Below are 24,860 nucleotides of genomic sequence, written 5' to 3'. Positions count from 1 at the left end.
GGCTCCCCTCCGGATGGGAGCCCGGCCAGCCCGACCTGTCAGCCCGACTGGGCGAGAAGCAGGACGAGCAGTCCGGCCCCGAGGCCGCTGAGCTTGGTGTTCTTGGCCTTGATCCCAACGGTCAGCAGGACGAAGGCGACGATGCCGAGCGGTCCGTACTTCCACTGGATGAGCTGCTCGAAACCGATGGCGAGGGCGGCGACGACGATGGCGATGAGCGGCATGGCGTTCCTCCTTCGGGATCGGGGCGGCGGACCCCGTTGGCCGGTGGCCAACTGGTGGTGGCCAACCCCGGGAGGGTCTGACCATGTCGCCAAAGTTGGCTACCAACTTCAACTGACTTATCTCCGCTGGGAGTCGACTCATAACCACCTTTCCTGCAACTCCCCTAAGATGGCGCGAAGTTGTACTGTTTGGTTGTGAGCACGGAACATGTCGCCGTCAACGGGCGCAAGAGGTCGCAGCGGTCCCACCGCGAAGTCGCCGACGTGCTGCGCGACCGGATCAGGTCCGGTGCGCTGCGTGCGGGTCAGCGCATGCCCACGCAGGCCGAGCTGGCCGACGAGTTCGGTGTGGAGCGCGGGGCGGTGCGCGAGGCGCTGCGCATCCTGCATCGCGAGCATCTGCTGTCCAATGTGTCCAAGGGCAGCCCGGCCACGGTCGCGGAGGCCTCGGAGCGTGCGCTCGCGGGCCCCGGCGAGGTGCGTCCGCAGCCCACGATGGTCGGCCTGGCCCCGCGCATCGCGGCGGCCTTCGAATCGCCGCACGTGGAGATAGACGCGCTCTGTCTCACGTCCATCTCCCTCACCATGGCGATCGGCGAACCGCTGCGGCAGATCCACGCCGGGCAGCGGAAACCGGCCAAGGTCGACGTCCGGGTGCTGCTGCCGAGCCGCGACATAGACCTGGCCTTCCCCGCGCCGGTCGACGGCGGGGACGACGAGGGCAACCAGGTCCACCGGCGCTGGCTCGACCAGCGCAACGCGCAAGGGCAGGTGCTGCGCCACAACCTCCTCGCGCTGCGGGCCTCGCACGGCATCGACGTGTCGGTGCAGTTCCGCGCGCTGCCGTTCACGCCGCCGGTGAAGCTGTACCTGATCAACGGCTCGGAGGCGCTCTTCGCGTACTACACGCTCAGCAAGCGGAACGAGGAGATCGGGCAGGCGTCCCTGGAGATGTACGACGCGCAGGGCGCGCAGTCGATGCTCTTTCCGTTCCAGCAGGGGGACGGGCTGCGGGACACGACGTTCGTGGAGCAGTCCCACCTGTGGTTCAACGCCCTCTGGAACACGATCAGTCGGGACCTGGAGCTGGCGGCGGGCTGAGGCCCGGCCGCCGGCTCGGTCAGATGGCCGGGCCTGTCACCATCAGGGCGAGGACGACGGCGCCGACGGAACTGCACGTGGGGCTCTTCGCCTTGACGCCGATGGTCAGCAGGAGGAGACCGATGATGCCCATCGGGCCGTACTTCCACTGCACGAGCTGTTCGACGGTGACGGCGACCACGGCGGCGAGGAGGGCTAGGGCGGGCATGGTGGTTCCTCCTTCTGCCATCTTGAGTAAGTTGGCAACCAACTCTGCTTAAGTTGTCCCCACTTGGTGTGAGTGCATAAACAACTTCCCATCAACTCCCGCGAGATGGCGGTCAGTTGTATCGTCTGGTCGTGACCCAGGAGAACGTTGCAGTGAACGGCAGCAGAAAACTCACACCTCAGGACATCGCCGACACCCTCCGCGACCGCATCCGGGCGGGCGAACTCAAAGCGGGAGACCGCCTGCCGACCCAGGCCGAACTGGCGGAGGAGTTCGGCGTCGAACGCGGCGCCGTACGCCAGGCGATGAAGAAGCTCCAGAGCGAAGGTCTCCTGTCCAACGTCAGCAAGGGGAGTCCGCCGCGGGTGGCTCAGGCGGGGGCGGCGCCGGTGGGCAAGGAGCCCCAGCCGTCCATGGTCGCGCTGGCACCGCGCCTCGCGGCGGCGTTCGCGGAGCAACGGGTGCGGATCGACGTGGTCTCGTACACCGCGGAGACACTGATGATCGCGCTCGGTGAACCGGTGCGCCTGATCCACGAGGGGCGGATCAGGCCGGAGTCGATCGACGTGCGCATCCTGCTGCCCAGCAGCGACATCGAGCTGGCCTTTCCGGTGCCGATCGCCCCCGACGCGGAGAGCAGGGGGCTGCTCCACCAGCGCTGGCTCGCCCAGCGGAACGCGCAGGGGCAGGTGCTGCGCCACAACCTCCGCGCGCTGCGGGCCTCGCACGGCATCGACGTCCACGTGACCTTCCGCGCGCTGCCGTTCACCACCCCGGTCAAGCTCTACCTGCTGAACGGCCGCGAGGCGCTCCTCGCCTACTACACGCTGGACGAACAGCAGGTGGAGCTGGACACCGACGGCGGCAGCGCGACCGTCTATGACGCGGGAGGCGTCAAGGCACTCCTGTTCTCCTTCGAGAAGGCGGCCGCGGCGCCGCGTGACGTCATGTTCGTCGACGAGTCGCAGAAGTGGTTCGACGCACTCTGGGCAACCATCACCACGGACCTGACACTCTCTTAGGTGACCCCTGACTCGACGCAATCCGACGCAGTATGGCCCGAGATGGTCAATGAAGAGCACGAAAGGCTACGCAATCTGATCGAGCCTGTTCGTTTCGTGCTCTTCGACTTCGACGGGCCCGTGTGCCGCCTCTTCGCCGGCCGCCCCGCCGACAGCGTGGCGAAGGACCTGGTCCGGTGGCTGGCGGAACGCGGCCTGCACGGCCTGCTCACCGCCGAGGAGCGGGAGGAACCCGACCCCTACGTGGTGCTGCGCGCCGTGGACCGCAGGCACCCCCGCAGCGATCTGATCGAGGAACTGGAGCGATGGCTCACGCGGCAGGAGGTGGACGCCGTGGCGTCCGCCCGGCCGACGGCGTACGTCGACCCGCTGATCCGCACCTGGTGGGCGACCGGCGCCAGGCTGGCCGTCACCACCAACAACGCCCCGCGCGCGGTGAGCCGTTACCTCACCTCGCGCGGCCTCCTGGAGTGCTTCGCCCCGCACCTCTACGGCCGCACCAAGGACCTGCGTCTGCTCAAGCCCGACCCGCACTGCGTGCACCGCGCGCTCAGCGCCATGGGGGCCGACCCCGCCCTCACCCTGATGATCGGCGACGCACCGTCGGACTTCGCGGCGGCCCGGCGGGCGGGAGTGGGCTTCCTGGGTTACGCGCGCAACCCGCGCAAAGCCGGCCTGCTGCACAGCGCGGGCGCGAAGCATCTGGTCTCGACGCTGGATCCGGTCCTGAAGGTCGTATACGCCGCAGGAAAAAATAAGGCGCAGTAAAGCGGCAGGCAGCGGCGGCAAACGGCGCGCCGGTGTCCACATCCTGGCATCGGGCAGGAACGGTTCCGTCCAGGGGATACCCTCTGCGCTCATGCCGTCACCTCCGCCTCGCTCCCCCCACGAGGCGCCGAAGAGCGGGCGCCGAGAGTCGTGGATCCGACGCCTCGCCGACTCGCACAGGGACCACCCGGACCGTCAGGTCGTGGCAGGTCACCACAACATCAACTACGTCGTGCCGCTCGGCTGGTCCCTGGCCTTGCTGCTGCACACCATGCCGTTCCGGGCCCGGGTCAAGTGCCGGATGCCCCGCGAGGCGGTGGAGGTGGTGCCGCGCATCTGGCCGAGCGAGACCGAGGTGCTCGCGGTGGTGAGCCGGCACCTCAAGCAAGTCCCCCGCTGCTTCCGGGACTTCGGGGACTGGTCGCTGCACTCCTACCGGGCGGGCACGGCGCTCTCCGAGCTGCAGCCCGAAGGGCGCGTCGGCGAGCCGATGCTGCGCCTGTTCGCGGACTTCTTCGCCAGGACGGCGGCGGTGCCCGCGCGGGAGCTGCCGCCCAGACCCGCCGACTGGCCCGAGGACCGGCAGAGCCAGGAGTTCCTCGACTGGCTGATCGGCTTCACCGAGAACCGGGTGCACCGACCCAACCGCTGGCGGTTCCACGAACTCTTCACGGCCGTGGGCCTTCACCCGGACGTCATGACGGCCTTCCGGGACGACCCGGGCCGCCCGCCGCTGAAGCGCCGGCCCTTCTGCCTCCTCCACACCGACGTCCACCGCGCCAACGTCGTCGTCGACCGGCAGCAACTCGCGGTGATCGACTGGGAGTTGGCGATGTACGGCGACCCCCTCCACGACCTCGCCACCCATCTCGTACGCATGGACTACGAGAAGGACGAGCAGACCCTGATGAAGGAGCTGTGGGCCGACGCCATGGAGCGGGCCGGACACGGCGACATGGCGGACGGGCTCGACACCGACCTGCCCGTTTACCTGGACTTCGAGTACGCGCAGTCCGTCTTCCCGGACATCATGCGCGCCGCGCTCGACCTGACCGCGCTGCCGGGGGAGCCCGACCGCGCCGACTACGCGGGCGCGGCCGTGCGGGTCTGCCGGGCATTGCGGCGCGCGGCCGAACCCCTGAAGCTGGACGAAGTGCCCGACGAGGGCCTGGCGGAGCGGGCCCTGCGCGACTGGTTCGAGGGCCCGTTCGGCCGCGCGCTGGGCGAAGGAGTGGTGCGCGGGGCGCGCGACACCGCCGACGACGCTGACGAATGGGGTCCCGTGGCACCAGACGTGACGGAAACCGGAGAACGGGAACTGGCCGGTGTGGCGGCCCTGTTGAAGGCGCCCGCCGACAGCTGCGTGCTCTTCGACTTCGACGGCCCCATCTGCCGGCTCTTCCCGGACGGGTCGTCACTGAAGGTCGCCGACGGCCTCAGGGAGCTCGCGCGGCAGCGCGGCGTCCAGGGCGTCCTCACGCCGGAGGAGGAGCGGTCGATCGACCCGCACGTCGTGCTGCGCGCCATGGACCGCGCGTTCCCCGGCGGCGACCTGGTCGCCGAGTGCGAGGAGCTCCTCACGGCGGGCGAGGTCGCCGCGACGCACTCGGCACCCCCGACCCCCGGCGCCCATCGGCTCATCCGCGAGCTGCGGGCGCGCGGCGCGCGGATCGCCGTGGTCACCAACAACTCGCCGCGTGCCGTCGCCGCCTACCTCCATCGGCACGGCCTGACCGACGCCTTCGGGCCGCATCTCTACGGACGTACGGACAGGCCGGGCCTCCTCAAGCCCCACCCCGACAGCCTGGAGCGGGCGCTGCACGGTCTCGGCGCCGAACCCGCCGACGCGTTCATGATCGGCGACACGGCGACGGACCTGGCGGCCGCGCGGGACGCGAAGGTCCTCTTCGTCGGATACGCCCGCGACGACCGCAAGGCCGGGCTGCTGCGGAGGGCGGGGGCCGAGCTGGTCGTCCCCGGCCTGGGGCCGCTGCTCGGGCTCCTGGGGGCCGCGCCCGCTGATCCGATCGACTGATTCGTTCGACTGATCCGGTCGTCTGATTCGTTCGACTCATTCGGCCGACTGATCCGATCGACTGCTTCGGCCGACTGCTCCGTGCCGCTGATCTGTCCGCGCTCTTCCTGATCGGTGCGGCGCGCGGCACCATGGCCTCGCTGTGGGGTGCTCTGCCCAACTCGCCGGGAACCAGGGAGGTTTGGTGGCAGCGAGCGGTCGGCGTACGGCACGGGAGCGGGCCGCGGAGCGCTGGGCGAACGCGGAGAGCGCCGTGACCAAGGCGCTGCTGCTCGCCGTGTTCGTCCTCGGGCTCGTCGCACAGTTCGTGCAGCCGGTGGGGGACGCCTTGGAGGGCAAGGCCTATCTGGGCGGCGCCGTCCTCAGCCTGGTCGGGTACGTCCTCTACACCGAGGTGCGGCGCCTGAACGACGCCCTGCGGCCCGAGGTCAGGGACGAGGTGCAGACCGCCGACCTGGGGCGGTACTTCGACCGGGCCCTGCAGGCGAAGAAGGGCAGGCCGGTACGGATCGACGCCATCGGCTTCACCGGCGAGACCGTGCTGTACCCGATCAGCCGCAGCCTGGAGGCCCTGGAGGACGGCTCGCGGCGCGAGGTGAGCCTGCGGATCCTCGTGCCGGACTTCACGGCGCCGATGGCGATACCCGGCATGCTCGACGGGCGGGGCAAGGCCGTGGACGACCCGGGGTTCCGCGACGATCTGCTGCGCAAGGTCCAGGACTACGCGTACGACATGCAGGCCCTCGCCCGGCGGCTGCGGCAGGGCGAACGGGCCGAGCTCGACGTGCAGTTCAGGGTGTTGCTCATCACGCCGCAGCTGAAGTTCTGCCTGATCAACGGCGAGGAGCTGTTCGACGGCATCTACGACAAGGTCGAGCAGCGGCCCGCGAGGACGCCCCCGGAGCGGCAGGTCCTCGACCTCATGGGGTACCACGCGGTCCTCACGCGCTGGCGCTCCGAATCGGGGGCCGCGGGGCGCGAGAAGGTCACTCAGCGGCAGGACTTCTTCGACACCCTGTGGCGCGTGGCCTCACCGCTGCCCGCGGCCGGGGCGGCGCCCTGAAGCGGACCGGCGGGACCTCGACGGCCTGGGGCGCCGGCCGGTGGTCCGCGAAGGGGGGCGGGGTCTCGGGCCCCCTCACGCGTAGCGCGACAGGCCCGAACGCAGTTGGCCGAAGGCCCTGTTCGCCGATGCCGTCGCGTCCGGCCAGACCTCGTCCGCCGTCTCGCCCGCCGCGATGCGGCGCCAGTTCTCCTCGGCCAGGATCCGCTGTACGGCGATGATCTGGCCCGCGGCCAGGCGGGCCTCCAGGGTGTTGCCGCCGTGGGCGTCCACCAGGGCGGCGGCCAGGGCCTGTTCGGAGCGGTCCTGGTAGCCGTAGAGGCGGGCCAGCAGGGAGGGCGTGCCGTAGAGGAGGCGGTGGAAGGCGAGGACTCCTTCGGCGTCGTTGAGGCCCGTCACCGGGTCGCGGCGCTCCAGGCCGTCGAGGAAGTTGCGCTGCAGGGCGTCGAGCGCGGCGCGCTTCTCCGGGCGGGCGGTGACCACGCGGGCCGCCTCGTCCTCGTGGTCGGCGAAGCGGTGCAGGACCAGGTCCTCCTTCGACGCGAAGTAGCGGAACAGGGTCGGCTTGGAGACCTCGGCCGCCGCCGCCACCTCCGCCACCGAGACCTTCTCGAACCCCTTCTCCAGGAACAGCGCGATCGCCGTCTCGGAGATCGACTCGTAGCGGCGGGCCTTCTTGCGTGCGCGCAGTCCGGGGGCGCTGCTGGGTGTGGTCGGCGTGGTCGGCGTGGTCATGGCCGCAGTCTAACGCTCGTCGATACCTGGTTAAAAATTTAACTCGGTTACATTATCGTGGAACGCATGACGACGACACCCGACGCGACGACGCCCGACTCGACGCCCGATTCGCCGCTCCCCGGCCTCGCCCAGGAACGCAGCTACCACGACGCCTGCCGCGCGGCCCTCGCCGGCATGGTCGAAGGAGCGGAGGAGCGGGTTGTCGGAGGAGCGGACGTGTCCGCGTCCGGTGCCGACGCCGAAGTGCTCGGCTACGAGTTCCGCAGCCACGCCAAGGCCATGCGCGAGCTCCCCGAAGCGCCCCTCTTCTTCGGGCGCCTCGACTTCGCCGCCGACGGGGCCGCGGCCGAGGACGCGGGCGACCACCGCGGGCAGCGCTACTACATCGGGCGGCTCCGCGTCACCGAACACCCCTCCGCCCCGCCCCTCGTCGTCGACTGGCGCGCCCCCGTCTCCCGCGCCTTCTACCAGGCAGGCGTCCGCGATCCCCAAGGCGTCGCCGTCCGCCGCCGGTTCGGCTGGGCGCCCGGCAGCAAGGGCGCGTCCACCGACCTCACCGGCATGGAGGACGAGTCCCTGGGTGACGGCGACGCCAACGGCGGCAGCGGCAGCGCGGGCGCGGGCCCGGTCTCCGGCGCGCAGGAGAGCCGCATCCTCGCCGGAGAGATCGAGCGACCCCGCGTCGGCCCCATGCGCGACATCGCCGCCACCATCCAGCCCGAGCAGGACGACCTCGTACGCGGTGAACTCGCCGTGTCCGTCTGTGTGCAGGGCGCCCCGGGCACCGGCAAGACCGCCGTCGGGCTGCACCGCGCCGCCTATCTGCTCTACACCTACGAGCAGCGCGTCCAGCGCTCCGGGCTCCTCATCCTCGGCCCCAACCGCACCTTCCTGCGCTACATCGCCGAGGTGCTCCCCTCGCTCGGCGAGACCGGCGTGCGGCAGTCCACCGTGCGGGACGTCGTGCGGGACGAGGTCGGCGGCCACCCGGTGCGCGCCGTCGACGACGAGGCCGCCGCCGTCGTCAAGCACGACGCCCGGATGGCCGAGGTGCTGCGCCGCGCCCTGTACTCCCGTGTCGCGCCGCCCGCCGACTCCCTTGCGGTGCCCGACGGTTCGTACCGCTGGCGCGTGTCGCTCGGCGATCTCGAGCGGATCATCGAGGACGTGCGCGAGGAGGAGCCGCCGTACGCCGTCGGGCGCGAGCGCGTGCGGGTCAGGGCCGTGCGGGCCATCCAGGAACAGGCCGAGCGCAGGGCCGGGCCGCAGAACAACACCTGGCTGCAGAAGATCGGCAGGGCCAGGCCCGTCAGCGCGTTCGTCGACGCCGCCTGGCCGCGCGTCCGGGCCGACGAGGTGCTCGCCGGGCTCCTCGGTGACGCCGAGGCGCTGGCCGCCGCGGCCGACGGCATCCTCGACGCCGACGAACAGAGGGCCGTCCTGTGGGCCAAGCCGCCGCGTTCGTACAAGTCGGCGAAGTGGAGCGCCGCCGATCTGGTGCTGCTGGACGAGCTGGCGGGGCTCCTGGAGCGGCCCGCGGGGTACGGGCACATCGTCGTGGACGAGGCGCAGGACCTGTCTCCCATGGAGTGCCGCGCCATCGCGCGCCGCGCCGGCTTCGGCTCGCTCACCGTCCTCGGCGACCTCGCGCAGGCCACCACCCCCTGGGCCGCCCGCAGTTGGGCCGACCTCCTCGGTCACCTCGGCAAGCCGGACGCCACGGTGACGCCGCTGACCACCGGGTTCCGGGTGCCGCGCGCCATCGTCGGGCTCGCCAACCGGCTGCTCGCGCGGCTCGACGTGGACGTGCCGCCCGCCGAATCCCTGCGTGCCGACGGGGAGTTGCGGATCCGGAGGGCGGAGACGGGTGATGCCGGTGCCGGTGCCGACGTCGATGCCGGAGTCGATGCCGCGGTCGTCGATGCCGTACGCGGTGCGCTCGGACGGGAAGGGTCCATCGGCGTCATCGCCGCCGACCGCCGCGTCGACCGGCTGCGCGCCGCCCTGGACGCCGCGGGCATCGAGAGCGCCGGGCCCGACGACCTCGGCGCGCGCGTGACCCTGCTGCCCGCCACCGTCGCCAAGGGCCTGGAGTACGACCACGTCGTCGCCGTCGAGCCCGCCGACATCGTCGAGGCCGAACAGCGCGGCCCGCACCGGCTGTACGTGGTGCTGACCCGCGCCGTGTCACGGCTCGACGTGGTGCACGGCAGGGCGCTGCCGTGGGAGGAGTGAGGAGCCGCCGAGGAGCGGTCACCGCTCCAGGACCGCCTCCATGACCGCCTTCGCGATCGGCGCGCCCAGCTTGCCGCCCGCGATCTCCGAGCGCGCGATGTCCATGTCGGAGGGGTCGACGAAGACGGCGACGGCGACGGGGGACTCGCCGTCGCCGTTCTTGGCGTAGGAGACGAACCAGGCGTACGGGCGCTCGTCGTTGACGTCCGCGCCGTGCTGGGCGGTGCCGGTCTTGCCGCCGACCGTGACGCCGTCGATCTTCGCCTTGTTCGCCGTGCCGTTCTCGACGGTGTTCTCCATCATGGCCTGCACGGTCTTCGCGGTCTTCTCGGAGACGGCCTGGTTCAGGGGGTCGGGCGAGGCCTTCTCGATCGTCGTGAGGTCGGGGCCGCGCAACTCCTCGACCAGGTAGGGCTTCATGACCTCGCCGTTGTTGGCGAGACCCGCCGTGACCATCGCCATCTGCAGCGGCGTGCTGGTCAGGCTGCCCTGGCCCATGCCGGTCAGCGCGGTCTGCGGCTTGTCGAGCTCCTCCGGGTAGCTGCTGGCGACCGCGCGCACGGGGATGAACTGCTCTTCGTTGAACCCGAACTTCTCCGCCGTCTCGCGCATCTTGTCCGTGCCGAGCTTGTCCGCGAGGTCGAGGAAGACGTTGTTGCAGGACCACTGCATGCCGGTCTTCACGGAGACCTTGTCGCAGTTGGAGTCCGGCACGTCGTTGCCGATGCGGGTGGAGCTGAGGGGGAGTTTGTACGGGGTCGGGGCGCCGGTCGGCTTGTCCACGTCCGTCACCACGCCGTGCTCCAGGGCGGCGGCCGCGGTGAGGATCTTGAAGGTGGAGCCGGGCGGGTAGATCTCGCGCAGCGCGCGGTTGTTGAGCGGCTTGTCCTTGCGCTTGCCGAGCGCGTCGAACTTCTTGCCCTCGTCGGACGAGATGCCCGCGAAGACCGAGGGGTCGTACGAGGGAGTGCTGGCCAGGGCGAGCACCTTGCCGGTGCGGGGGTCGAGGGCGACCACCGCGCCCTTGGCGTTCAGGTTCACCAGACCGTCGTAGGCGGCCTTCTGCGCCTTGGGGTCGATGGTCGTGACGACGTCGCCGCCCTGCTGCTTCTTGCCGGTCAGCATGTCCAGGGTGCGCTTGATGAACAGGCGGTCGTCGTTGCCGCTGAGGATGCCGTTGTGGACGCCCTCCAGGAAGGTGGCGCCCTGGGCCTGCGAGAAGTAGCCCGTCACCGGCGCGTACATCGGGCCCTCCTTGAAGGTCCGCTTGTACTTGAAGTCGGAGCCCGGGGTTTCCTTCGAGCCGGTGATGGACTTGCCGCCGACGATGATGTCGCCGCGCGGGTGGGAGAAGGCCTCGATCTGCACGCGGCGGTTCTGCTTGTGGTTCGACAGCTCGTCGTTCTCCGCGAACTGCACCCACGTCGCCCGCAGGAGCAGGGCGAGCGTGAGGATCCCGCAGAAGACGGCTATGTGCCGCAGTGGGCGGTTCATGGAGTGGCTCCCCCCGGGCCGGCGAATCGGTCCGGTCCATCCTCTCTGCTACCGCGGCGGCGCGGGGGCTAATCCGGCGATCTATCTCCGGACCCCTGGTCTAGCGCGGGGGCGCGCCCCGCAGCACCTCGATCACGCTCGCGTAGCTGTCGCCCCCGTGGCCCGCGGCGGCCGTGCGTTCCATCGTCGCCCTCAGGAGCTCGGGCAGGGCGTTGTCGACGCCCCGTGCCTTCGCGGCGTGGATCAGGTGGTCGATCGCCGCGATCTGTACGTCGACGGTGGCGTCGTCGCCCGGATAGCGCCCGGCGTCCACCTGGGGCGCGTACGTCGCGACGAACCCGGAGACCGCGCCGTTCAGCCAGCTCAGCGCGATCCGCGTGAACGCCTCGGCCGACGCCCCCTCGGAGGTCACCAGGGCGGTGCCGTGCAGCCAGCCGGTGAACGCCGCCCACATCAGGCCGAGCAGCGCGGCGTCGTAGAGCGAGGCGAGGCCCGGCTCCGTGCCGAGGTACAGCGGGTCGCCGAGCGCGGCGAGCGTGGCGCGGTGGGCCTCGAAGACCGCCTCCGGGCCGCTGTAGAGGAACATCATCTCCGGGCTGCCGACGCCCGGCGGGGTCGTCATGATGCCGCCGTCGAGGTAGTCGGCGCCGTGCGAGGCCGCCCACCGCGCCATCTCGTCGGCCTGCTCAGGCGATCCCGACGTGAGGTTGACCAGGGACTTCCCCTTCAGTCCTCCCGCCTCGGCGACGGGGGCGAGGACGGCGCGCAGGGCGTCGTGGTCGAGGACGCAGGCCAGGACGAGACCGCTCGCGGCGACGGCCTGGTCCGGGGCCGCGGCCACCCGCGCGCCGCGGTCGGCCAGGGGCTTCGCCTTCTCGGCGGAGCGGTTCCAGACGGTGGTGGGGTGGCCGCGGTCCAGGAGGGCGGCGGCGAGGGCGGAGCCCATGAGGCCCAGACCGATGACGGTGACGGGGGTGGCGTTCACGTTGGGGGCGGGGGTCGCGTCCGTGCGGGTGGTGGCGTTCGCGTGCGTGCCGGTGGTGGCGTTCATGGGGATCACGCTCGCAGCGCGCGGCCGCCGCCGACAGTGACAGCGGTGACGGTGACCACCAAATTCCTGCCACCCGCCGCAAGGGGGCCCTGCCCTCGTACGCTCGGGGGATGAGCGCTGGTTCCGTCGCGGTCGTCGTGGCCGATGAGATCGGGGTCCCTTCCTGGGACCTGTACGAACTGAGCATCCCCCTCACGGTGTTCGGCAAGCCGCAGCCCGACCTGGCCGAGCCCTGGTACGACCTGCGGCTGTGCACCACCGGCGAACGGGACACGAGCGGCGGCGACTTCGGCGTCGGGCTGCGCACCCCTCACGGCCTCGACGGGCTCGTCGGCGCCGACACCGTCGTGGTGACCTCGGTGCCGGACGCCTGTGTCGAGGAGGGCGCGCCGCTGCCGCCCGGTCTCGCCGACGCCCTGCGCCGGGCGTACGAGGCGGGCGCCCGCATGGTCTCGCTGTGCACCGGCGCCTTCGCGCTCGCCGAGGCGGGCCTCCTCGACGGGCGCAGGGCCACCGCCCACTGGATGCACACCGCCCAACTGGCCGCCCGGTACCCGAAGGTGGACGTCGACGACTCGGTCCTCTACGTGGACGACGGCGACGTCCTCACCAGCGCCGGGCTCACCGCGGGCCTCGACCTCTGTCTGCATCTGGTCCGCCGCGACCTCGGCGCGCACGTCGCCAACCAGCTGGCGCGACGCATGGTGGTGCCCGCCCATCGCCACGGCGGCCAGGCCCAGTTCATCGACCTGTCCGTGCCCGAGACGGACGACGCGGGCCTCGGTCCCGTACTGGAGTGGGCCCGCGCGCACCTGGACCGGCCGCTCACCGTCGACGACCTGGCGCGCCGCGCGGCGATGAGCCCGCGCACCTTCTACCGCCGACTCCAGGCGGCCACCGGCACGACGCCGCTCCAGTGGCTCCTGGGCCAGCGCCTCGCGCGGGCCCAGAGCCTCCTGGAGTCGACGGACCTGCCGGTGGAGAAGGTGGGCGAGCTCAGCGGGCTCGGTACGGCGAACAACCTCCGGCACCACTTCCTGAAGCAGGTCGGGGTGTCGCCCGGGGACTACCGGCGCTCCTTCTTCAGCCGCCCAGTCGCTTGACCATGTTCATGATCGCGGTGATCTGCCTGCCGCCCTGGTCGGCGTAGTGGGTGTCACCGCCGTACCCCCACCAGTTCCAGCAGCCGCGCGGGTTGTCGAGCGAGGTGGTGGCCTGGGGGTACAGGACGACCATGCGGTTGGTGTCGGCGTACTCGTTCAAGTAGGCCTGGCGCATGAAGGTGTCGCCGATCTGGCCGTACGTCTGCTGACAGCCGTGCAGGGCGACCATCAGGCGGCACGGCCCGCCCGAGCCTGCCGCGCAGGCCTTCGGGACGTACGCGAAGCCGTCCCTGCCCATGCTGACCGCGGCCGCGTCGCCGCCGGGGACGTGGCGGTTCTGGTCGAAGCGGACGAGGGTGCCGTCCAGTGGGGTGGTCGTGGCGGGGCGCACGGAGGCACCGAACAGGTGGGAGAGCATGGCGCGTTCGGGGTCGGTGCCGCAGTTGTTGAGGTAGGGCGACGCCGTGCTCGCGCAGGAGACCTGGCCGAGCGGGGAGACCCAGGCGTGGCCCGCCGCCGAGGACGTGTCGTAGGCGACGTTCGCGCCGAAGTCCCGGTGGTAGGCGGCCAGATCGTCGTTCACGGGCCGGTCGATGGTCCTGTCGTTCCCGCCGTGGTACAGCCACACCGGGTCGCCCGACAGGTTCGCCACCGGGTCGACGCGGCCCGCCGCCGCGCGCTCCCTGGTCAGCTGCTCCAGTTGCGCCGGGCTCCTGCGCGGCAGGTAGGTGTCCATGCACGCGTACAGGGCGGTGTTGAGGCTGCCCTGCGCGCATTCGTAGGCGCCCGCGCTGAAGATTCCGGCGCCCTTGATGACGGAGGAGTGCGCCACGTGCAACTGGTCGGCGAGGTATCCGCCGGACGAGACGCCCGACACGTACGTCGACTCGATCTCCAGGGGCGGCAGTTCGCCGGGGGTGGGGGAGGGGACGGCGGCGGTGGCGCCGGTCGCGGCGCCCAGGGAGAGGGCGAGCGCGGCGGCCAGGGTCAGAAGGGTCTTCCCGAGGGGCTTTCCGTACGTCTCCTTGTACGTCTCTCGGTACGTCTTCCTGTACGCCATGAGTGCCTCCGGAGGGGGTGTGGGGGCCGTCATTCTGGGCGCTTCCCGCGGGGCGGACGAGGTGGGCGGGGGCCACAGGGCGGGGGCCCGGGGTATGGCGTGCAGCCACCGGGGGGTGACACCCGGGCGGGCTCATCAGCGGACCATCAGCGGCTCCGAAGCGCCGCCGAGCACAGTCGTCCCTGTCAGAAGCGCCGAGCGGCACTCGGCCGAAGAACACAGGACACCAGGGAGCACGCCATGACCGCCGCCGCCACTACTGCCACCGCCGCCGCTGTTACCGCCACCGCCACCACCCCCACCGTCACCAGCTCCCCCCTCCTCCACCCCACCCGCCTCGGCGACCTCTCCCTCCCCAACCGCCTCGTCATGGCCCCCATGACCCGCAACCGCGCCTCCGCCGACGGCGTCCCGCAGCCCGTCATGGCCACGTACTACGCCCAGCGCGCCTCCGCCGGCCTGATCATCGCCGAGGCGTCCACGCCCAACGCGGTCGGCCAGACCTACGCCAACATCACCGCGATCCACGGCGAGGCGCACGTCGCGGGCTGGCGGCGGGTCACCGACGCCGTGCGCGAGGCGGGCGGCCGGATGTTCCTGCAGCTGCAGCACGGCGGCCGGGTCGGGCACCCGGACAACAGCGGTCTGACGCCGGTCGCGCCCTCGCCGGTGCCGCTGCCGGACACCATCCACACGCCCGGCGGCCACCAACCCGCCGTCGAACCACGGGAGATGACCGCCGAGGACATCGAGGAGACGGTCGCCGACTTCGCGGCCGCCGCCCGCCGCGCGATCGACGCCGGCTTCGAAGGCGTCGAGGTGCACGCCGCCAACGGCTACCTCCTCCACCAGTTCCTCGCGAAGAACACCAACCACCGCACCGACGCCTACGGCGGCCCCGTCTCCCACCGCGTCCGCTTCGTCGTCGAGGTCGTCCGCGCCGTCGCCGACGCGATCGGCGCCGAGCGGGTCGGCGTACGCATCGCGCCCGGCATCACCGTCAACGGCATCGAGGAGGGCGACACCGAGGACATCTACCCGGAGCTGGTCGACGCCCTCACGGACATCGGCCCGCTCGCCTACCTCCACGTCGTCTTCGCCGACCCCGACGACGTCCTCTTCCGGCGGATCCGCGGGAGCTGGCAGGGCGCCCTCGTCGCCAACCCGGTCCTCGGCTGGGGCGGACCGCTGCCCGCCGACGGCGGCAGGCTCGCCGGTGAGCGGCTGCTCGCCGCCGGAGCCGACCTGATCTCGCTGGGCCGCGCGTTCCTCGCCAACCCCGACCTGGTCGAGCGGATGCGCATCGGGGCACCGCTCAACGCCCTGCGGGACAAGGGCCTGATGTACGTGGGCGGGGCGGCCGGGTACACCGACTACCCCACCCTGCGCGACGCCGACCGGGCATGAGGGCGTACGGCGGACCGGCTCGGCACCGGCAACTCTCAGCGGCGGCCCATGAGTTCCACGATGCGGGTCATCCCGTCGTTGCCGTGGCCCTCGCCGATGACGCGGCGGAGCAGGCCCTCGGCGGCGCGCATCACGCTCGCGTCGATGCCGTGGGACTCGGCGGTGTGGATGACGTGGGACATGGTCGAGGCCGCCGACGTGATCGGGTTGTCCTCGCCGGAGTAGGTGCCGTTGTCCACCTCCGCGGCGGATCCCTCGAAGATCGCCGGGAGGATCGCGCCGATGCCCGCCGCGAACGGGGCCAGCTCCTGCGCGGTGATGCCCTCCGCCTTCGCGATGGCCAGGGCGTGCATGTAGCCGGTCATGGCGGTCCAGAAGATGTCGAGCAGTGCCACGTCGTACGCCGCCGCCCGGCCGGTGTCCTCGCCGAGGTGGGTGTGGGTCCCGCCGAGCGCGTCGAGGACGGGGCGGGACTCCTCGTAGAGGTCGGCGGGGCCGCTGTGGAGGAACACTCCGTGGGGCGTGCCCATGGTCGTGACCGGCGTCATGATCGCGCCGTCCAGGTACCGGATCCCGTGCTCCTGGGCCCACCGCGCGGTGTCCCTGGCCCGGTCGGGGGTGTCGGCGCTGAGGTTCGCGACCGTGCGGCCCTTGAGGGCGTCGGCCACGGCGTCGCGGCGCAGGACGGCGTCCGAGGCGTCGTAGTTGACGACGCAGACCACGGTCAACGGGCTTGCCGCGACGGCCTCTTCGGCCGAGGCGGCACTGATCGCGCCCTGCGCGACCAGCTCCTTGTCCCGGCCGGGCGTCCGGTTCCAGACGGTGGTCCGTACGCCGGCGGCCAGGAACGCGGAGGCCAGGGCCCGGCCCATCGGACCGAGACCGAGGACGGTGACGGCAGACTGTTCGGTGTGCGAGGACATGAGGGAACTCCCGTGCAAGTACTGGTAAATGGCGTTAAAAGGGGATGGAAATGACGCGCAGCCGTGCTCAGGACCCGAACGTGTGCGGTGTGACCGCAGCCATCGCCGTGATCGACGGCAAGTGGAAGACGGCGCTGCTCTGGCCGCTGGAGCAGGGTCCGCACCGCCCGGGCGAGATGCTCCGGCTGCTGCCGGGTCTCACGGAGAAGGTCCTGACCCAGGCGCTGCGCGAGATGGAGGCGGACGGCCTCGTGCACCGGGAGGTGCACGACGTACGGCCGTTGAAGACCGTCTACTCCCTCACGGAGTTCGGCCGCGACCTCTGCGAGGCGCTCGGCCCGCTGTCGGACTGGGGCCACCGTCGCCTGGACATGCTGGCGCAGTCCCAGCCGGACTCCTCGGAACTCCAGGCCTCCTGACGCATCGTCACTTCGCTCCTCCCCGGGTCTCGGCGTCCCCACCAGGTTGGCCGCTGGCGGCCGGTACGCCAAGTACCCACAAAAAAGTGGCCATCCGACGGCCGCCCACGGGGCGTGCGAAAACGAGTGGCGGGTGACCGGGCGCCCGCCTAGCTTGTGCGCTCGTGACCGATCACCCAGAGGCGCAGGCAGGGGAACGGACAGAGGTACGGGCAGGGGAACGGACAGAGGCACAGGCAGAGGCACAGGCAGAGGAACGCGCCGAGTCCCGGGCGGAGCCCGCCGACGAGGGGTTGTGGTCCCGTACGTATCGGGGGGCCACCGCCGGAATCGCCGCGGTGATGTTCCTGACCGGCTTCGCCGCGCTCGCCGTGGTGCCCACCCTGCCGGTGGCCGCGCGCGATCTGGACGGGGTGGCGCTCTACCCGCTCGTGGCCGGCTGCTTCGTCGCCGCGAGCCTGCTGGGCGGGGTGCTCGGCGGCGACTGGGCGGACCGCGCAGGGGCACGCAGGCCGCTGGCGGCGGGCGTCGCCCTTGCGGTGGCCACCCTGCTGATCTCGGCGTCGAGCACGTCCGTCTGGCAGCTGGCGGCGGGCCGCTTCCTGGACGGCCTGGCCGCCGGAATGATCGCGGTGGCGGTCAACACGGCCGTCGCGCAGACCTATCCGGAGCGCCTGCGGCCGCGCGCCCTCTCCCTGATGAGCACCTGCTGGATCGTGCCGTCCCTCTCCGGGCCCCCGCTGGCGGGCCTGGTCGCGGACTGGTGGTCCTGGCGCGCGGTGTTCTACGGCCTCGCGGTGGTGACGGTGATCCCGGCGGTCGTGGTCGTGGCCCTGCTGCGCGGCCACGAACGGCCCGCTTCCGCGGAGCACTCCCGGCGCCCCGCCCTCCTCGTCGCGACGGCGGTCAGCGTGGGCGCGGCCCTCGCGCAGTACGCGGTCTCCGGCTGGGACACGCTCCATCTGCTGTGCGGGGCGGCCGGGTTCGCGCTCCTCGTGGCCTTCGCGTCACGGCTGCTGCCGCCGGGCACCTGGCGGGCGGCCCGCGGCCTGCCCGCCTCGGTGCTGCTGCGCGGCCTCTCCTCCGGCGCGTTCTTCACGCTGGAGGCCTTCGTGCCGCTCTTCCTGGTGACCGAGCGGCACGTGTCGCCCCTGATGACCGGCCTGGTCTTCACGGGAGCCGCCGTGACCTGGGCCGGCGCCTCCTGGGCGCAGGGGCACGTCCTCGACCGGCGGCCACGCCACCACCTGGTCGTCGCGGGGTCGCTGATCCTCGCGGCGGCGGTGGCGCTCGCCGCGCTCGGGACGCTGCCCGCCATGCCCGACCTGACGGCCGCGTCGGCCATGCCCCTCGCGGCGGTCGGCATGGGCCTGGTCGCGCCCTCGCTCACCCTCCTGTCGCTCTCGCACAGCCCGCCGGAGCGGCAGGGCTACGCGAGCGGCGCGATGCAGACCACGCAGAACCTCGGCCAGGTCACGGTCATGGCGCTCACCTCGGCCCTGTTCACGGGCTTCCTCGCCGTCAGTTCGACGGACGCGGCGGGCTACGGCGCGGCGTTCGCCCTGCTGCTCGTGCCGAGCGCCCTGGTCGCGGTGCTCGCGACGAGGGCACGCGCGACACAGGCGTAGCGACCGCCCACCTCAGGCACCGAGTTCCAGCCCCTGCTCCAGCCCCTGTTCCAGCTCTCGTTCCGGCTCCCGTTCCTGTTCCCGTACGTCGGCGACGACGCAGCTGATGTTGTCGGGCCCTCCGAGGCGGTTGGCCCGCTCGACGAGCGTGCGTACGGCCTGCTCGGGCTCGGTGGCCTCCGTGACGACCTGTCGGACCTCGTCGGAGGGGACGACGGCGGACAGGCCGTCGGAGCAGAGCAGGTAGCGGTCGCCGGGCCGCGCGTCGTGCAGCCGCATGTCGACGTCGACGACCGGACCCACGCCCAACGCCCGTGCGAGCATCGCCCGTTGGGGATGGCTGGACGCCTCGTCGGGGGTGAGGCGCCCGTCCTCGACCATCGACTGGACCATGGTGTGGTCGTGGGTGATCTGGAAGAACTCGCCGTCGCGCAGGAGGTAGGCGCGGGAGTCCCCGATGTGGACGAGGGCCAGCTGCGACCCGGTCCAGAGCATCGCGGTGAGCGTGGTCCCGCCCTCGTCCTCCCGCGAACCGGTGCGCGAGGCGCTGTGCACGGCACGGGCGGCCTCCTCGACGGCGTCTTCGAGGACATTGAGGAGACTGCCCGCGGGAATGCCGTCGGTCCCGTGCTCCAGGCGCTTGAGGGTGTCGACGGCGGCGGCGCTCGCGGGCGCTCCCTCGCGGCCGAAGCCGTCGGCGACGGCGAGGAGGCGGGCTCCGGCGTAGGCGGTGTCCTGGTTGCTCTCGCGGACCAGACCGGCGTCGGTCAGTGCGGCGTAACGGATGGTCAGGCGGTCGGTGGCACGGGCCACGGCGGTGTCCTTCCACGACAGATGGCTGACGAGGAAGGTGGCGAGGTCCCGCCGCGCGGCGGTCTCGGCCTCGACCTCGGCCCAGTAGGCGCGCACCTCCTGGGCCGCCGCCCCGTCCTCCAGCGCGCAGACGCGCCGGATGCGGGCGAGCGGCATGCCGAGCCTGCGGAGCCAGGCGACCAGGCGGGCCTGGTCCAACTGGTCCGGGGCGTAGAGGCGGTAGCCCGTCACCGGGTCGACGCGGGCGGGGGCCAGCAGACCGAGCTCGTCGTAGAGACGCAGGGCCTTCGGCGAAAGCCGGGACGCCTTCGCGAACGCCCCGATGGTCAGCAACCCCATGCCCGCTCCTCCCTCGTGCCGGGCGTCCGGCCCGGCCCCACCGATGCTGTGGCTTCCCCCAAGGTGAAGGTCAACAGATGCTTTCACCGCCTCCGCCACAGGGGTGGGTCTGGCCCCACCCGCCCGTGCGTTGAGCCGGATACCGCGCCGCTCCCGCGCTCCATAGCGTCGACGACATGGAAACCAGCACGCACACCCAGGGCGCCCTCGGCGCGGTGAAGAACAGCGTCAAGGCCTACGGCGTCCTCAGCGCCGCCGCCCTCGTGGCGGTCCTCGTGGTCGCGGGCGGCGGCCACATGGTGAACACGTTCATGTGGGTCAGGGCCGTCCTGCTGCCCGTGGCCGCGGTGCTCCTCCACCGCATGGCCGTCTCGGCCTCCCGGGGTTCGCGACGGTCCTTCGAGCGACTGGGCACCGTCACCGTCGTCCTGCCGATCGCGATCATCGCCGTGGACCTGATCCCGGGCGTCTGCCCGCCGTGGTACGCCGCGACGCAAGTCCTCTGCATGCTGCCGGTCGTCGCGGCCGCGTTCCTGGTCCGGCGAGCGCGCGAGGCGTGATACATTTGATCTTGTGCTCGTCGCCGAACTCCCGGTGACGGACCATGCGTTGGTGGTCCAAGGAAAGACGCCCCGCTTCCTGCGGGGAAATGCAGGTGCAAGGCCTGCCCGGCGCTCCGAGAAAGAGTCCCATCCCGTGAACACGGGGTGGGACTCTTTGCGTTGGGGCCTGCGCCCGGTCCCGCGTTTGTGCCGGAGCGCGGGACTTGTCGTGCGTCGGCCTTCCGACCAGCGGCTGGCCGCCGAAGTTGCACGGTATCGGTCGGGAGATTCGCACCGTACTTGTCGCCGGGTGCAGTTCCTCTGAAGGGAAGAGTGAGCAGGGGAAACGCTGACCGGGGTGTGTTCGCGTTGTCTCGTCTCCACCTTGGTGGTGGAGGAGGGGTGGCCGAGATGTCGATGGACGCTGCGGTCGCGCCAGAGCCGGATGCCGTGGCGGCTGAGGTCGAGGAGGCGTCGGCATACGCCGGTGCCGAGCGGCGGGTGGTTGGGGTGTTGTCCGTGCCCGACTGGCAGCCGGATATGAGTGTGGACGGTCTGCCACACGTGTACCGGGACATTCTGTAGTGGGTAGGCGGTGCGGTGGGCGTGTGAGCGCCGATTGCAGCGGTCGCGCCTCACCTGGTGGCGGCGCCGGGCAGACTCTGCCCATGGAGTCCGAGGTGGTTGCAGCGTTCATGGCTGTCCCCGCGTCTCTCTTCGCGGCATGGGCGGCGTATGGGGCGGGGAAGGTGCAGGGCCGGAGTGCCGTGGACTCCGTACGCCGCACGTCTCAACGGGAGTCGTACGCACAGCTCCTCTCCGCGTGTTGGGCGTTCCTGCACGAAGCGACCAAGGTCATTTCGATACTGGAGGGGGCTTACTTGGCCTATCCGCCGCCTGGCGCGGAGGCAGGATGGGCGCAGAACGCCGTGGAGCGTGTCAGCGGCCTTGCGAACCGGATCACTGAGTGTGCGGCGGTGGTAAGCCTCGACGGGCCGGCGCACGTCGCCGCACTGACACCCGCCCTGAGGGCCCACTCCCTAAGCCTCGTCACTGACCTCACCATCGCCGAGGCAAGAGGGCTGCAGCCCGGTGAGCGCATCGGCGACCACGACTTGAGGCTCCAGGAAGCGGTGGACAAGTTCGCAAAGGCCGCGAGCGCGCACCTGAATGCCGGACTCACGTCGCGGTGGTCTGGACGCTGGTGGGGACGCGCCATGTCATGAGTGCCCGGGCTCCGCGTGCACGGCGACCTCGCCGGGGCGGGTGAACGCCTCCTCCAGCTTTGCGAGTTCATCGGTGCGGCCGACGAACAGTCTGGTCCCGATGTTCGACACTCCGCCGTCCGCGGCGTCGTCCGGGAGTACGAGCTCAACAGGGCCAACTTGCGCATCCGGGCCTGATCGCGAATTTCACTTCAGAAGAACCGCACCCCTTGTCGCCTACCCCTCCAGGAGTTGGGGCGCGGTCTTCCGAGCAGGGCGTTTGCCCAGGTCAAGGCTTCACACGACAGATGTCGTGCACAGACGGCAAGTACCGTGCCCAGGCTCAAGTTGCCGCGTTGTGGCATGGCGCACTATTGCAAGCAGGCGCTTGCAATAGTTAGCAGGGATGCCGCACCATCGACGTATGGCATCACTCAACGTCGGCAATCTCGGTGAGTACCTGCGCGAGCAGCGGCGCAACGCGCAACTGTCGCTGCGGCAGCTCGCCGACGCCGCCGGGGTGTCCAATCCGTATCTGAGCCAGATCGAGCGCGGCCTGCGCAAGCCGAGCGCCGAGGTCCTGCAGCAGGTCGCCAAGGCCCTGCGGATCTCCGCCGAGACGCTGTACGTAAGGGCCGGGATCCTCGACGAGAAGGAGCGGGACGAGCTGGAGACGCGCGCCGTCATCCTCGCCGACCCCTCCATCAACGAGCGCCAGAAACAAGTGCTGTTGCAGATCTACGAGTCGTTTCGCAAGGAGAACGGCTTCGAGACCTCGTCGTATGCGGACGAGTCGTACGCGGACGAGTCGTACGCGGATGTGGACACCGCCGTCGAAGGCCCCCGCACGGCCGACGCCGGTGATGCCGACCAGAAGCAGAACCCCTCAAGCTGACCAAGCTGCGAACCGGGAGGACCATCCTCATGGCCATCACCGATGACCTGCGCAAGACCCTCAGCAACCCCACCCCCGCGTACTTCGTCGCCGGGTCCGCGGACCTCGCCCTCCAGCAGGCGAAGAAGGTGCCGGGACTCGTCGAGCAGCTGATCGCCGAGGCGCCGTCCCGCATCGACGCGGTGCGCAACACCGACCCCAAGGCCGTCCAGGACAAGGCCGCCGCCCGCGCCAAGGAGGCGCAGGAGACCATCCAGGCCAAGGTCACCGAGGTGATCGGCACGCTCGACACCGACCTGAAGAAGCTCGGCGAGACCGCCCAGGACCTCGCGCTGCGCGGCGTCGGCGTGGCCGCCGAGCTCGCCGTCAAGGCCCGCGAGAAGTACGACGAGGTGGCCGAGCACGGCGAGCAGACCGTGAAGGCCTGGCGCGGCGAGGCCGCCGAGGAGATCTTCGAGATCGCCGAGACGGTCGAGCCGGACGCGGAGGAGAAGTCCGCGGAGAGCGAGGGCGCCACGGCGGCCGCGAAGCCCGCGACCGCCGCGCCCAAGAGCGCCGCCGCCCCGGCGAAGAAGCCGGCCGCGAAGAAGACCACGACCCGCAAGACGACGGCGAAGAAGACCACGCCGCCCGCGAAGTGAGAAGTCGGGAAGTGCGGGGCGGGCACTCACGGCGTGCCCGCCCCGTTGACGGGGTAGCGGGTACCGTGGCCGGGTAATCGATGAGCCGAGACTGGTGGTGGACGTTGTGCTGATGCAGGGGTTCGCGAACTTCATGTGGCTGCTGTCGCTGGCCCTGATCGTGTTCAGCGGATTCGCGCTCATCGACGCCGCGGTCCGGCGCGAGGACGCCTATCGCGCCGCGGACAAGAAGACCAAGCCGTTCTGGCTGATCATCCTCGGGCTCGCGTTCGTCGTGAACCTGCTGTTCCCGATCCTGTCCTTCCTGCCGATCATCGGGCTCGTCGCGACCATCGTGTACATGGTCGACGTGCGCCCCGCGATCCGGCAGATCACCGGTGGCGGCGGCCGCCGCGGCGGCTCCAGCAGCGACGGTCCGTACGGGCCGTACAACGGCGGCCGGTAGCCGAAAGGACCGTCACCACCCCGGTGACGGCCCCCGGCGCCCGGCGGACGTCACCGCCCGCCGGGCGCCCGGTCGAGCAGCAGCACCGCCACGTCGTCCGTCAGGTCCCCGCCGTTGAGGTCGCGCACCTCGTTCACCGCGGCCTCGAGGAGCTCGTCGCCCTGCAGCCCCGCGGCGATCTGGCGGCGGACCATCTCCACCATGCCCTCCTGGCCGAGGCGCTGGTTGCCCTGGCCGATGCGGCCCTCGATCAGGCCGTCCGTGTAGAGCATCAGGCTCCACTTCCCGCCGAGCTCCACCTGCTTGCGCGGCCAGCGCGCCCGCGGCAGCAGACCGAGGGCCGGCCCGCTGCTCTCGTACGGAAGAAGTTCGGCGAGGCGGCCCTCGCGCGCGATCAGCGGCGAGGGGTGTCCTGCCAGGCACAGCCCGGCCCTGCGGCCGTCCGGGGCGATGTCGACGGTGCAGAGCGTCGCGAAGATCTCGTCGTCCGCGCGCTCGTGCTCCAGGACCTTCTGCAGCGTGGACAGCAGCTCGTCGCCGCACAGGCCCGCGAAGGTCAGGGCGCGCCAGGCGATGCGCAGCTCGACGCCGAGCGCCGCCTCGTCGGGGCCGTGGCCGCAGACGTCGCCGATCATGACGTGCACGGATCCGTCGGGGGTGCGCACGGTGTCGTAGAAGTCGCCGCCGAGCAGCGCGCGGGAGCGCCCCGGCCGGTAGCGCGCGGCGAACCGCAGCGGCGAGCCCTCCAGGAGCGGCGTCGGCAGCAGGCCGCGCTCCAGGCGGGCGTTCTCCTGGGCGCGAAGGCGTGACTCGGTCAGCTGGCGCTGGGCGGCGTCGGCCCGCTTGCGCTCCACCGCGTACCGGATCGCGCGGCTCAGGAGCCGACCGTCCAGCTCGTCGCGGAAGAGGTAGTCCTGCGCGCCGACCCGCACGGCCTCGGCGCCGCGCTCGGCGTCGCCGTCCGCGGTGAGCGCGAGGACGGCGTGCCGGGGCGCGAGGCGCAGCACGTGCTTGAGGGCGACCAGCTCGTCCTCGTCCTCGGCGTTGGCGCCGGGCCCCGCCAGGGCGAGGTCGAGCAGGATGCAGTGCACGTCGTCGGTGAGGAGCCGCTCGGCCTCGGTGAGGTTGCGGGCGGTGCGGATGCGGATGGGCTTGCCCGCGGAGTCGAGCAGTTCGGGTACGGGCAGGGAGCCCGCCGGATCGTCCTCGATCACCAGGAGGCTGAGTCCGGAGCCGTTGCCGTTGCCGTTGCCTTGGGCGGTCGTGTCGTGGGCGGGCGCCGCCGCGTCGTGCCGGGGCGCCGCATGAGCCTGACCGCCTTCCGCGGCCGGGACTTCTCTCTGCCGCGGTATGGGTACGGGCATCGCTTGGTTCCTTCCCTCCCCCCGAGGGCATGGCGCCACGCAGGTCGTCGCAGCACCGACGGGGACCTTAGCGGTAGCCGCGCCTCCATTGGAATGCCGCACGGCAAACGGCCACCGTCATATGCCGCATCCAGGAA

The 24,860-nt window shown here is 71.4% G+C and carries 25 protein-coding genes; 16 read left to right on the top strand and 9 right to left on the bottom strand.

The features are described 5' to 3' along the window. Positions 1-38 precede the first annotated feature (38 nt). Complete coding sequence (locus tag ACZ4D5_RS35310) at positions 39-224, bottom strand: hypothetical protein (RefSeq protein ID WP_467776571.1); 186 nt, start codon at positions 222-224, stop codon at positions 39-41. A 189-nt stretch (positions 225-413) separates the two neighbouring features. Here ACZ4D5_RS35310 and ACZ4D5_RS35305 point away from each other — a divergent pair, with 189 nt between their 5' ends. Continuing rightward, entirely contained in the window at positions 414-1,325 is a 912-nt protein-coding gene (locus ACZ4D5_RS35305) for a FadR/GntR family transcriptional regulator (protein ID WP_467776570.1), read from the top strand. Positions 1,326-1,344: 19 nt separating this feature from the next. Here ACZ4D5_RS35305 and ACZ4D5_RS35300 read toward each other — a convergent pair whose 3' ends face one another. Further along, entirely contained in the window at positions 1,345-1,533 is a 189-nt protein-coding gene (locus tag ACZ4D5_RS35300; protein ID WP_467776569.1) for a hypothetical protein, read from the bottom strand. A gap of 125 nt (positions 1,534-1,658) precedes the next feature. Between ACZ4D5_RS35300 and ACZ4D5_RS35295 the strand changes: the two genes are divergently transcribed. The 4 genes from ACZ4D5_RS35295 (at position 1,659) to ACZ4D5_RS35280 (ending at position 6,421) form a co-directional block, all read left to right on the top strand. After that, on the top strand, positions 1,659-2,555 hold the full coding sequence (locus tag ACZ4D5_RS35295; RefSeq protein ID WP_467776642.1) for a winged helix-turn-helix domain-containing protein: 897 nt from the start codon (positions 1,659-1,661) through the stop codon (positions 2,553-2,555). A gap of 42 nt (positions 2,556-2,597) precedes the next feature. Beyond that, entirely contained in the window at positions 2,598-3,323 is a 726-nt protein-coding gene (locus ACZ4D5_RS35290) for an HAD family hydrolase (protein ID WP_467776568.1), read from the top strand. Positions 3,324-3,525: 202 nt separating this feature from the next. Further along, positions 3,526-5,358 carry an HAD-IA family hydrolase gene (locus ACZ4D5_RS35285; protein WP_467776567.1) on the top strand — a complete coding sequence of 611 codons (1,833 nt, stop codon included), beginning with the start codon at positions 3,526-3,528 and terminating at the stop codon, positions 5,356-5,358. Between the two features lie 184 nt (positions 5,359-5,542). Beyond that, positions 5,543-6,421 (top strand): ATP/GTP-binding protein, encoded by an 879-nt coding sequence (locus ACZ4D5_RS35280; RefSeq protein ID WP_467776566.1) that lies wholly within the window; start codon positions 5,543-5,545, stop codon positions 6,419-6,421. Between the two features lie 75 nt (positions 6,422-6,496). Here ACZ4D5_RS35280 and ACZ4D5_RS35275 read toward each other — a convergent pair whose 3' ends face one another. Then, positions 6,497-7,156 (bottom strand): TetR/AcrR family transcriptional regulator, encoded by a 660-nt coding sequence (locus tag ACZ4D5_RS35275; protein ID WP_467776565.1) that lies wholly within the window; start codon positions 7,154-7,156, stop codon positions 6,497-6,499. A gap of 66 nt (positions 7,157-7,222) precedes the next feature. On the opposite strand from ACZ4D5_RS35275, the gene ACZ4D5_RS35270 reads away from it, so the two are divergent. Then, on the top strand, positions 7,223-9,394 hold the full coding sequence (locus tag ACZ4D5_RS35270; protein ID WP_467776564.1) for a HelD family protein: 2,172 nt from the start codon (positions 7,223-7,225) through the stop codon (positions 9,392-9,394). Between the two features lie 18 nt (positions 9,395-9,412). Here the strand turns inward: ACZ4D5_RS35270 and ACZ4D5_RS35265 are convergent, their stop codons facing one another. Together ACZ4D5_RS35265 and ACZ4D5_RS35260 are read right to left on the bottom strand one after the other, a co-directional pair. Continuing rightward, complete coding sequence (locus tag ACZ4D5_RS35265; RefSeq protein WP_467776563.1) at positions 9,413-10,888, bottom strand: peptidoglycan D,D-transpeptidase FtsI family protein; 1,476 nt, start codon at positions 10,886-10,888, stop codon at positions 9,413-9,415. Positions 10,889-10,988: 100 nt separating this feature from the next. Further along, on the bottom strand, positions 10,989-11,939 hold the full coding sequence (locus ACZ4D5_RS35260; protein WP_467776562.1) for an NAD(P)-dependent oxidoreductase: 951 nt from the start codon (positions 11,937-11,939) through the stop codon (positions 10,989-10,991). Between the two features lie 110 nt (positions 11,940-12,049). Between ACZ4D5_RS35260 and ACZ4D5_RS35255 the strand changes: the two genes are divergently transcribed. Then, the gene (locus tag ACZ4D5_RS35255; RefSeq protein WP_467776561.1) at positions 12,050-13,042 is read left to right on the top strand and encodes a GlxA family transcriptional regulator; all 993 of its coding nucleotides are present in this window, start codon (positions 12,050-12,052) and stop codon (positions 13,040-13,042) included. Here ACZ4D5_RS35255 and ACZ4D5_RS35250 read toward each other — a convergent pair. Next, entirely contained in the window at positions 13,023-14,102 is a 1,080-nt protein-coding gene (locus ACZ4D5_RS35250; RefSeq protein ID WP_467776560.1) for an extracellular catalytic domain type 2 short-chain-length polyhydroxyalkanoate depolymerase, read from the bottom strand. The two genes, ACZ4D5_RS35255 and ACZ4D5_RS35250, sit on opposite strands and share 20 nt — an antisense overlap. Positions 14,103-14,480: 378 nt before the next feature. Here ACZ4D5_RS35250 and ACZ4D5_RS35245 point away from each other — a divergent pair, with 378 nt between their 5' ends. Then, on the top strand, positions 14,481-15,509 hold the full coding sequence (locus tag ACZ4D5_RS35245; protein WP_467776641.1) for an oxidoreductase: 1,029 nt from the start codon (positions 14,481-14,483) through the stop codon (positions 15,507-15,509). A 35-nt stretch (positions 15,510-15,544) separates the two neighbouring features. Here the strand turns inward: ACZ4D5_RS35245 and ACZ4D5_RS35240 are convergent, their stop codons facing one another. After that, positions 15,545-16,432 (bottom strand): NAD(P)-dependent oxidoreductase, encoded by an 888-nt coding sequence (locus tag ACZ4D5_RS35240; RefSeq protein WP_467776559.1) that lies wholly within the window; start codon positions 16,430-16,432, stop codon positions 15,545-15,547. 50 nt (positions 16,433-16,482) lie between these two features. Here ACZ4D5_RS35240 and ACZ4D5_RS35235 point away from each other — a divergent pair, with 50 nt between their 5' ends. Then, the gene (locus ACZ4D5_RS35235; protein WP_467776558.1) at positions 16,483-16,851 is read left to right on the top strand and encodes a winged helix-turn-helix transcriptional regulator; all 369 of its coding nucleotides are present in this window, start codon (positions 16,483-16,485) and stop codon (positions 16,849-16,851) included. 164 nt (positions 16,852-17,015) lie between these two features. Then, entirely contained in the window at positions 17,016-18,479 is a 1,464-nt protein-coding gene (locus ACZ4D5_RS35230) for an MFS transporter (RefSeq protein ID WP_467776557.1), read from the top strand. A gap of 12 nt (positions 18,480-18,491) precedes the next feature. Here the strand turns inward: ACZ4D5_RS35230 and ACZ4D5_RS35225 are convergent, their stop codons facing one another. Further along, positions 18,492-19,631, bottom strand: coding sequence for a MerR family transcriptional regulator (locus ACZ4D5_RS35225; RefSeq protein ID WP_467776556.1), 1,140 nt, complete (start codon positions 19,629-19,631; stop codon positions 18,492-18,494). A gap of 176 nt (positions 19,632-19,807) precedes the next feature. On the opposite strand from ACZ4D5_RS35225, the gene ACZ4D5_RS35220 reads away from it, so the two are divergent. The 6 genes from ACZ4D5_RS35220 (at position 19,808) to ACZ4D5_RS35195 (ending at position 23,359) form a co-directional block, all read left to right on the top strand. Beyond that, a complete protein-coding gene (locus tag ACZ4D5_RS35220; protein WP_467776555.1) occupies positions 19,808-20,191 on the top strand; it encodes a hypothetical protein in 384 nt (127 codons plus the stop codon). A 384-nt stretch (positions 20,192-20,575) separates the two neighbouring features. Next, positions 20,576-20,758: a hypothetical protein gene (locus ACZ4D5_RS35215; protein ID WP_467776554.1), complete on the top strand. Its 183-nt coding sequence runs from the start codon at positions 20,576-20,578 to the stop codon at positions 20,756-20,758. Positions 20,759-20,841: 83 nt separating this feature from the next. Beyond that, positions 20,842-21,399: a hypothetical protein gene (locus tag ACZ4D5_RS35210; protein ID WP_467776553.1), complete on the top strand. Its 558-nt coding sequence runs from the start codon at positions 20,842-20,844 to the stop codon at positions 21,397-21,399. A gap of 403 nt (positions 21,400-21,802) precedes the next feature. Continuing rightward, positions 21,803-22,273, top strand: coding sequence for a helix-turn-helix domain-containing protein (locus ACZ4D5_RS35205; protein WP_467776552.1), 471 nt, complete (start codon positions 21,803-21,805; stop codon positions 22,271-22,273). Between the two features lie 29 nt (positions 22,274-22,302). Then, positions 22,303-22,914, top strand: a complete 612-nt coding sequence (locus tag ACZ4D5_RS35200) for a hypothetical protein (RefSeq protein WP_467776551.1) — start codon at positions 22,303-22,305, stop codon at positions 22,912-22,914. Between the two features lie 112 nt (positions 22,915-23,026). Further along, the gene (locus tag ACZ4D5_RS35195; protein WP_190415451.1) at positions 23,027-23,359 is read left to right on the top strand and encodes a DUF2516 family protein; all 333 of its coding nucleotides are present in this window, start codon (positions 23,027-23,029) and stop codon (positions 23,357-23,359) included. A 50-nt stretch (positions 23,360-23,409) separates the two neighbouring features. Here the strand turns inward: ACZ4D5_RS35195 and ACZ4D5_RS35190 are convergent, their stop codons facing one another. Continuing rightward, positions 23,410-24,723 carry a PP2C family protein-serine/threonine phosphatase gene (locus ACZ4D5_RS35190; RefSeq protein ID WP_467776550.1) on the bottom strand — a complete coding sequence of 438 codons (1,314 nt, stop codon included), beginning with the start codon at positions 24,721-24,723 and terminating at the stop codon, positions 23,410-23,412. Between the last annotated feature and the right edge of the window lie 137 nt (positions 24,724-24,860).

It is taken from the genome of Streptomyces sp. NPDC025651, assembly GCF_055558735.1.
The sequence above is the reverse complement of the archived record's forward strand: the minus strand, read 5'-3'. Positions and strand labels throughout refer to the sequence as shown.